The sequence below is a fragment of the Puia sp. genome (assembly GCF_036500295.1).
Lineage (GTDB): Bacteria > Bacteroidota > Bacteroidia > Chitinophagales > Chitinophagaceae > Puia.
This window is the reverse complement of sequence record NZ_DASYCH010000118.1, coordinates 1-7,842: the sequence shown is the minus strand read 5'-3', so window position 1 is coordinate 7,842 and position 7,842 is coordinate 1. Positions and strand designations below refer to the sequence as shown.

General features: G+C 58.9%; 7 protein-coding genes. 2 read left to right on the top strand and 5 right to left on the bottom strand.

Features of this window, described 5'->3' with window-relative positions; genetic code table 11:
* The coding region (locus tag VGM48_RS22100) for an aldo/keto reductase (RefSeq protein WP_331582623.1) at positions 1-1,035 on the top strand (1,035 nt) is incomplete at its 5' end.
* Between the two features lie 36 nt (positions 1,036-1,071).
* On the opposite strand, the gene VGM48_RS22095 is transcribed toward VGM48_RS22100, so the two are convergent.
* From VGM48_RS22095 to VGM48_RS22080, 4 genes are read right to left on the bottom strand one after another with little or no spacing between them, the layout of a single operon-like run.
* Positions 1,072-1,896 (bottom strand): LytR/AlgR family response regulator transcription factor, encoded by an 825-nt coding sequence (locus tag VGM48_RS22095; protein ID WP_331582621.1) that lies wholly within the window; start codon positions 1,894-1,896, stop codon positions 1,072-1,074.
* Complete coding sequence (locus VGM48_RS22090; protein WP_331582619.1) at positions 1,893-2,948, bottom strand: sensor histidine kinase; 1,056 nt, start codon at positions 2,946-2,948, stop codon at positions 1,893-1,895. Before VGM48_RS22090 ends, VGM48_RS22095 begins: the two co-directional genes overlap by 4 nt.
* Positions 2,948-3,307: a DUF4288 domain-containing protein gene (locus tag VGM48_RS22085; RefSeq protein WP_331582618.1), complete on the bottom strand. Its 360-nt coding sequence runs from the start codon at positions 3,305-3,307 to the stop codon at positions 2,948-2,950. The genes VGM48_RS22090 and VGM48_RS22085 overlap by 1 nt, the downstream gene beginning before the upstream one ends.
* A gap of 58 nt (positions 3,308-3,365) precedes the next feature.
* The gene (locus VGM48_RS22080) at positions 3,366-4,196 is read right to left on the bottom strand and encodes a LiaF transmembrane domain-containing protein (protein ID WP_331582617.1); all 831 of its coding nucleotides are present in this window, start codon (positions 4,194-4,196) and stop codon (positions 3,366-3,368) included.
* A gap of 186 nt (positions 4,197-4,382) precedes the next feature.
* Here VGM48_RS22080 and VGM48_RS22075 point away from each other — a divergent pair, with 186 nt between their 5' ends.
* Positions 4,383-6,791, top strand: coding sequence for an ABC transporter permease (locus VGM48_RS22075; RefSeq protein ID WP_331582616.1), 2,409 nt, complete (start codon positions 4,383-4,385; stop codon positions 6,789-6,791).
* 44 nt (positions 6,792-6,835) lie between these two features.
* On the opposite strand, the gene VGM48_RS22070 is transcribed toward VGM48_RS22075, so the two are convergent.
* Positions 6,836-7,842 (bottom strand): ABC transporter permease (locus tag VGM48_RS22070; protein ID WP_331582615.1); only part of this gene is annotated, 1,007 nt, incomplete at its 5' end.

Genomic DNA, 7,842 nt, shown 5'->3' with positions numbered 1-7,842 from the left:
GGTCTCGCCGTATCCCGCCTCTCTTTTGGGGCGATGACCTTTACGGCGGGCAACAAGAATTTCGCGACCGTCTACAAGACAGAGTCGGCCGATGCCGATGCGATGGTGGGGCGGGCCCTGGATGCAGGCGTCAATTTCTTCGACACGGCGGATGGTTACGCGGGCGGGGAATCGGAAACGATGCTGGGGCGGGCGTTGAAGAGCCGCCGGGGGGAAGTCGTGATCACGACCAAGGTGGGATTTCGGACAGGACCGGCGCTGGTACAGGCGGGACTGAACCGCCAACATATCCTTTGGTCCATCGACCAGAGCCTGAAGCGGCTGGGCACCGACTATGTCGACCTGTATGTCGCGCACAAGGAGGATCAGTTTACGCCGCTGGAGGTGACGCTGGCGGCGCTGGATGAAGTGGTCCGCAGCGGCAAGGCGCGCTATATCGGGTTCTCGAACTGGAGTGCGTGGAAAGTCGCGGCGGCGATGGAGTTACAAAAGTCGAACGGCTGGGCACCCTTTACCCACGGACAGATGACCTATTCGCTTCTGGCGCGCGAAGTCGAGTACGATGTCCTGCCGATGATGACCCATTACGGCCTGGGGCTCACCGTGTGGAGTCCGCTGACCAGCGGCTTCCTGTCCGGCAAGTATACGCGCGAGAACCTGACAGATAAGGACAACCGCTTTTCCGGTTTTGATATGATCCCGTTTGACAAAGAGTTTGGCTTTACCTTGGTCGACCGCATGCGGGACATCGCGGGCCGGCACAAGGTGAGCGTTGCGCAGGTGGCCCTTGCCTGGCTGTTGTCGAAGCCGGCCGTGTCGAGTGTGATCGTCGGCGCGTCGAAGCCGCATCAGTTGGACGATAACCTCGGCGCCGCCAATGTCCGGCTCGGGGTCGACGAGCTCACGATGCTCGACGAGTATACGAAGCCGCGGGCGATCTATCCGCATTGGTTTAATTCGATGACGGTGGATGGACCGGTAAAGGAGGCGATTGCCCCGGGGGATAGCCGGGATGCCGCGTTCCGCGAGGCCTAGACGCGGCTTTAACGGATGCCGCCGCAGGGCGCGGCCTCACAACCCCAACACCCCTTTTAATTTCACATACCCTGCCTTGCTGACCGGCACCTGGGCGCCGGACTGGAGGATGCAGAGATGGCTGTCCTTCTCATAGGGATCGATGCGGGTCACCTGCGAGACGTTGAGGATATAGGACCGGTGCGTGCGGACGAACTGGGCGGGGTCGAGGGTCTTCTCGAAATAGCCCATCGTGCGGTTCTTGAGGAAGTTGCCGGCCGCCGTGTGGATCTTGACGTAGTCGTCGGCGGCTTCGAGGAAGTGGATATCTTCGAGGGGGATGATCTTGATCTTGCCGCCGGTCTTGACGACGATGCGGTGTTGCTGCGCGGGCGACTGTGAGGCGGTCTCGAGGAGGGCCTCGGTGGGGTCGGCGGGTTTCTCCCCGCCGGGGCCGTGGGCGATGGCGGCGGGACCATGGGTAATCTGATCGGAAGCGCGGGTGGCGCGCTGGTCGAGCCATTTGCGAAGCGCTTTGTCGAAACGTTCTTTATTGAACGGCTTTAACAGATAATCGACCGCATGATTCTCAAACGCCTTGATCGCATATTCGTCAAACGCCGTCGTGAAGATGACGGCGGGCGGGTCTTCGACAAGCTCCAGCATCTCGAAGCCGTTGATCTTTGGCATCTGCACGTCGAGGAAGATGAGATCGGGGCGGTGTTGCTGGATGGCCTTGATGCCTTCGAAGCCATCGCCGCATTCCTGCATGATGGTGATGTTCGCGTACGGTTCGAGATATTCCTTGACGATCATGCGGGCGAGCGGTTCGTCGTCGATGATGATGGCTTTGACGGGCGTGTTGTTGTGATTGTTGCTCATGGTGTTTGTATTTGCGGGATACGAACGATCGTAGTGAAGAGACTGCCGGCGACGCGGGTCTCGAGGAGATCGGTGCGGGCGAAAAGCAGATAGAGCCGCCGCTGGATACTGCTGAGGCCGAAGCCGGTCCCTTTCTTGGGGCGCGAGGTCTCGGGGTCGAAAGGGTTCTCCACCTCGATGATCACGAATTTTGCTTCCACGCGGGCGCGGATGATGATGATGACCGCGTCGGTGGTGTCATACAAGCCGAATTTTATGGCGTTCTCAACTATGGGCTGGAGCAGCATCGGCGGGAGTCTGCTGCTGAGGCATTCTTCATCGCAGATGATCTGCGTATCGAGCCGGTGGCCGAAGCGGACCTTTTCGATGTCGAGATAGAGTTCGAGATATTGTAACTCCTCGGATAGCGGCACCCATTGCTGTTCTTCCTTCTTGAGGTTGCCGCGGAGGAAGTCGGACAGCTGCTGGATCATCTTGCGGGCCTGTTCGGGCCGGCTGCCGATGAGGGCGCTGATGGAGTTGAGGCTGTTGAAGAGGAAGTGGGGGGCGAGTTGCTGGCGCAGTTTGAAGAGTTCGGCCTCACGGGCAAGGCGTTCGGCGTCGTTGCGGCGCTGGCGGTTCTCCTGCTCTTCTTCGGAGGAGTACCAGAGGACGCTGAGGATGGCCATGCAGCCCACCTGCAGGAAGATGATATCGAAGCGAACCGCCCAGCTCTTACTGTAAAACAGCGCATAGGCGGCGCCGTCAATCTTTTCGCTGAGCAGGGGGACGAGGATCGCCTTGCAGGCCAGCAGGATGATGGCGCTGAGGCTGAGGCTGATGAACAGGATATACCAGTAGCGTTCTTTCTTTGGCAGATAGTATTGCATGTTGTTGCTGAGAAAGGCGCAGCTGAGGGCGACGAGGGAATTGGACAGGATGCTGTCGATCAGCGCCGTTTTCACGGGGAGGCCGAAGCCGATGAGCAACGAGACCTGGAGGAAGCCCCAGATGGCCCACCAGGAGATGAAGATGAGGAGGAATTTATATTGTGAGAGGGGCGATTTGGCCATTAGAGTAGTCTTAGCATTTTATGGGTCGTGCAGGCCTGGATGTGGTCGGCGCGGCGGTTGGCCTGGTCGATATACGCTTCGGGGTCGTCGGTCTCCTGGATCCGCGAGTACATCTCGGCGCCGTCGAGGAGGCCGCTGAACCGGTAGAGCTCGGCGACGTTGATGAACTTCCACTGGACGAGTTGCTGTTCGTGGTTGTAGAAGGCATCCTGTTCGCGCTGGCCGATGGTCATGGCCTTGTCAAAGGCTTCTTCTTCGTCGCGGGCCGCGATGAGGCGCAGCTGCTCGTCGAATTGCGGGGTGTGGTCGCCGTCGCCGCAGATGATGCGGAAGATGATCTTGCTGAGATACCAGTTCATAAGAGTGTGTTTTTATACCTGTCGTCGCCGCGGGGTGGGGGCCCCGCGGCGGAGGCGGTTAGTAGTTTTTCAGTTCGATACCGCCGAATATCGAAGTACCGTCAATGATCAATACTTTATCCGGGTTGGTGGCTGCGGGTTGCTGGCGTTTGTCTTCATAGCCGGCGAAGAGGGCGGTTACTTCGGAGCGGACCTCCCAGTGGGCGGGGACGATGATCTTGGTGCCGCCCATGATCTGGGTGACGTCGAGGCGGGCGGTGCCGGTGAAGTCGGCCTGGGAGAGATCGATCTCGGTGCCCCCCATGAAGGTGGTGATATCGCCGCCGCGGAAATTCTTCGACACCACCTTCTTATGAACGCCTCCAAAGATCGATGTCGCATCCACCCAGTCCTCGGAGCTATAGCCCTGCGTCTGGTTGGAGAAGGCCTGGGGGCCGCCGAAGCGCCGGTGCATATGCTTGCGTTGCCATTCTTCGCGCCATTCCATGGATTTGCGATCCATATTGTCGCGCCAGTCATGGCCCCAGCGGCGGTGATAGGCGCGGTTGGGGCGGAGGATGACCATCAGGCCGACGAGGATGAGGACGGCGGGCCAGATAAAGCGGTAGATATGGGTATCGGGGTAGAAATCCTGTACGAGGAAGAAGCCGCCGATGGCGATCATGATGAACCAGCCGCCGCCGCGGAAGTTATGGCGCAGGCCGATCCAGAGGCCGATGACGATGAGGAGTACGTGCCAGTTGAAGAGCCAGTCGGGCAGGGGGAAGTTCATTTGGTCCAGAAGGAGGACCCCGCCGATCAGTAAGAGGAGAAGGCCTGCCCATATCCTGCCGCTCTTGCGTCTGCCAAAGTCGGGGCCTACCTCTTGCCTTTTATCTTGTTCGTCCATTGTAGATTGAATTTTAATCAAATCTAGGGGGAATTCGCGCCTCGCGCAAGCGCAACTCGCCCGTCCAAGGGCCGAAAGCGGCAAACGGCGGGGTTTTCTCGGTAAAAGTTTCTGTGTAGGTGGGGTCACCGGATGAAAAACCAGGTAACTTCAGGGAAGAGAAAAACGCCTTTAAATCGTGTACGTATGATAAAAAATTGGCTTCTTACCGCCTTCCGCAACCTGCGGAAGAATCGCACGGCCTCGGCCATCAACATCTTCGGCCTGACGGTCGGCCTGTCCAGCTGCCTGCTGATCGCCCTTTTCATCCGGCACGAACTGAGTTACGACGATTTCGAGGTCAGGGGGCCGCGGATCGTCCGGTCGATCATGGGCTACCGCTTCAACGGCGGCGGGGACATGCAATACGGCAACTTCAACAGCACCAAGGTGGCGACGACCTTTAAACGGGTGTTCCCGGAGATCGAATCGGCGGTGCGGATGACGGACCGGCCGCGGGTCGTCTCCTACCAGGAGAAGTTGTTCCCGGAGGATCGGTTTATGTTCGCGGATTCGAGTTTCTTCCTCGTGTTCAGCATGCCGCTGATCAAGGGAGACCCGAATACGGCGCTTTCGGGACCCAAGAAGGTAGTGCTGACCCAGTCGACGGCGCGCAAATATTTTGGAACGACGGACCCCATTGGCAAAATACTCCGGGTCGGAACCGATTCCGTCGACTACCAGGTGACAGGCCTGATGGCGGACTGCCCGTCGAACTCTCAATTCAAATTCGATCTGCTCGGTTCGTTCTCCTCGTTATACGCCAACCAGGACGAGACTTACTGGGACGCCAACTACGGCACCTTCTTCCTGTTGCGGGAGAAGACCTCGCTGCCGGCGCTGCAGGCCAAGGTGACGGCGTTTATGAAAAAGGAAATGGAGGGCAAGGGGGCGGAGGTGAATTTCCTGCTCGAACCCTTTATGCGGATCCACCTGTATTCGGAATACATCGGGTTCGAAGCGGGTACCAGCATCGTCTACATCTATATCCTGGCCGGCGTGGCGCTGCTGATCCTGGTGATCGCGTGCAGTACCTATATCAACCTGAGCACGGCGCGGTCGGTGGACCGGGCAAGGGAGGTGGGAGTGCGGAAGGTGATCGGCGCGGGGAAGGGGCAGCTGTTCTGGCAGTTTATCGGCGAGTCCTTCCTGCTTTGTCTGGTCGCGGTGGTGCTGAGTCTGGGGGTGGTGGCGGGGGTCTTACCGGCGTTTGATCGACTGGCGGACCGCGAGTTGGCCGTGTCGGGGGTCTTCTCGGCGTATTTTTTGGGTTTAGCGTTGGCGATTGCGGTCGTGGTGAGTCTGCTGGCGGGGAGTTATCCGGCGCTGGTGCTTTCGCGTTTTCATCCGGTGAAAGTCCTGAAGGGCGCCTTTAAGAATACGCGAAGCGGGCAGGGGCTTCGGCAGTCGCTGATCGTCTTCCAGTTTGTCATCTCGGTATTCCTGATCGTCTCCACCTTTATCATGGGGCAGCAGCTGAGTTATATCCGCAATAAAAAACTGGGCTACGACCGGGATCATGTGGTCGAGCTGTCGATGAACCGGAAATTGCTGGGGCAGCTGGATTATCTGAAGGCGGAGTTCCGGCGCAACAATGACGTGGTGAGTTTGAGCACCTGCGCGTCGTCACCGGTGCAGATCTATGGAGGTTATAATATGCGCAACGATCTCATGCCGTCGAGCCAGCAGATGGCGGTGTTTGGCAATCCGGTCGACGAGGATTATATCTCCACCACGGGGTTACAGCTGGTCGCGGGGCAGGGGATCAGCGCGCAGGATATGAAGGACGCGCATCCCGATGAGGGGCCGCATCCCGATACGGTGACCAGGCCGGTGTATCATTTTGTGTTGAATGAGCTGGCGGCGAAGGAGCTGGGTTGGACGCCTCAGCAGGCCGTCGGCAAGCGGATGTATATGGATGATTCGCGGCCGGGGTATGTGAAGGGCGTGGTGAAGGATTTCAATTTTCAGTCGCTGCATAATCCGATCAAGGGGCTGGTGTTGTTTCCGGCGCATCGCACGGACCGGCTGCTGGTGCGGATTACGGGACAGCATCTGCCGGCGACGCTGGATTTTCTGCAGTCGACCTGGAAACGATTGGCTCCGGGAGTGCCTTACGAGATGCATTTCCTGGATGAGAATTACAATAAGGTCTATGCGTCGGAGCAACGACTCGGGACTGTGATGAACCTTTTCTCGGGTATCGCGATCGTGCTGGCCTGCCTGGGACTGTTCGGCCTTTCTTCCTATGCGGCCAAGCAGCGGGTGAAGGAGATCGGTATCCGCAAGGTGCTGGGTGCTTCGCTGGGCAACCTGGCGTTCCTGCTCTCGGCGGGTTTCGTGCGGCTGGCGGGGGTGGCGATCGTCATCGCGTTTCCGCTGGCCTGGTGGGCGATGCATTCCTGGTTGCAGGATTTCGTGTATCGCGTGGCGATCGGCCCCTGGGTGTTTGTGGGGGCGGGCCTTATGGTGATGGCGGTGACGCTGGCGACGGTGAGTATACAGGCCGTGAAGACGGCACTGTTGAATCCGGTGAAGAATTTGAAGGTGGAGTAGAGGCGGCGCGCTTACTCGCTCCGAATTTGTTCGTCTGCGAAGCGCTATTCACTGCGCAACGCCTTTATCGGATTGGCCAGCGCGGCGCGAACCGCCTGGAAGCTGACCGTGAGGAGCGCGACGGCGAGCGCCAGGGCGCCGGCGAGGCCGAAGACCCACCAATGGAGCGAGGTGCGGTATTGATAGTTCTGCAACCACCCATAGAGGAGCCAACCGGCGAGGGGAAAGGCGATGAAACAGGAGAGGGTAACCAATTGAACAAACTCCTTTAACAGCAACGCCGTCAGTCCCTGCGTGGACGCCCCGAGCACCTTGCGGATGCCGATCTCTTTTATGCGGCGCTCGGCGGTGTAGGCGGCGAGGCCGAAGAGCCCGAGGCAGGAGATGAAGACGGCCAGGGCGGCGAAGATGCCGGCCAGCCTGCCGATCAGGGTCTCCGCAGCGAACTGCGCATCGAAGTCTTCATCGGCAAACTTATAAGACCACGGATAACCCGGGTCCCCGGCACCAATGATCGATGCCGTCTTTTCGAGGGCCTGCGGCAGGTTGGCATTGGGCTTGAACCGCAGGGCGAGGGTCGTCGCCGATCGCATGTTGGAATACAGCACCAGCGGCGCGCCCGACCCGTATACATCGTTGTACACAAAATCTTTTATGATGCCCACCACCTGATAAGTCCTCGCGCCCCTGGTGATGAAGCTGCCCGTGCGCCCGTCCTTCCCCATCATTTTGGCCATGCTTTCATTGATGATGACATTGAGGCTATCCACGTCCGGGCTGGGATAGAAGTCGCGCCCGCTGAGGAGTCGCATGTGCAGCGTGGCGAGGTATCCGGGGCTCACATCATTCATATGAACGGGTACCTTATTATTGGGGTCCTTGCCCTGCCATAGTAGCCCGCTTCCATAGCTGTGGATATGCAGGGCGTCGTGGAGGCTAATGGCCGCATTTTCGACATAGCCCGTCGCGAGAAGCCGGTCTTTGAGTTCGGTAAAATGGTCCTTCATGGTCCCATGCAGATAGATATACACCAGGTTGTTGCGCGTATAGC

Coding starts and splice junctions, on each gene's coding strand:
- VGM48_RS22090 (WP_331582619.1), bottom strand. CDS start 2,948: ATGGCCAAATCGCCCCTCTCACAATATAAATTCCTCCTCATCTTCATC.
- VGM48_RS22085 (WP_331582618.1), bottom strand. CDS start 3,307: ATGAACTGGTATCTCAGCAAGATCATCTTCCGCATCATCTGCGGCGAC.
- VGM48_RS22075 (WP_331582616.1), top strand. CDS start 4,383: ATGATAAAAAATTGGCTTCTTACCGCCTTCCGCAACCTGCGGAAGAAT.
- VGM48_RS22080 (WP_331582617.1), bottom strand. CDS start 4,196: ATGGACGAACAAGATAAAAGGCAAGAGGTAGGCCCCGACTTTGGCAGA.
- VGM48_RS22095 (WP_331582621.1), bottom strand. CDS start 1,896: ATGAGCAACAATCACAACAACACGCCCGTCAAAGCCATCATCATCGAC.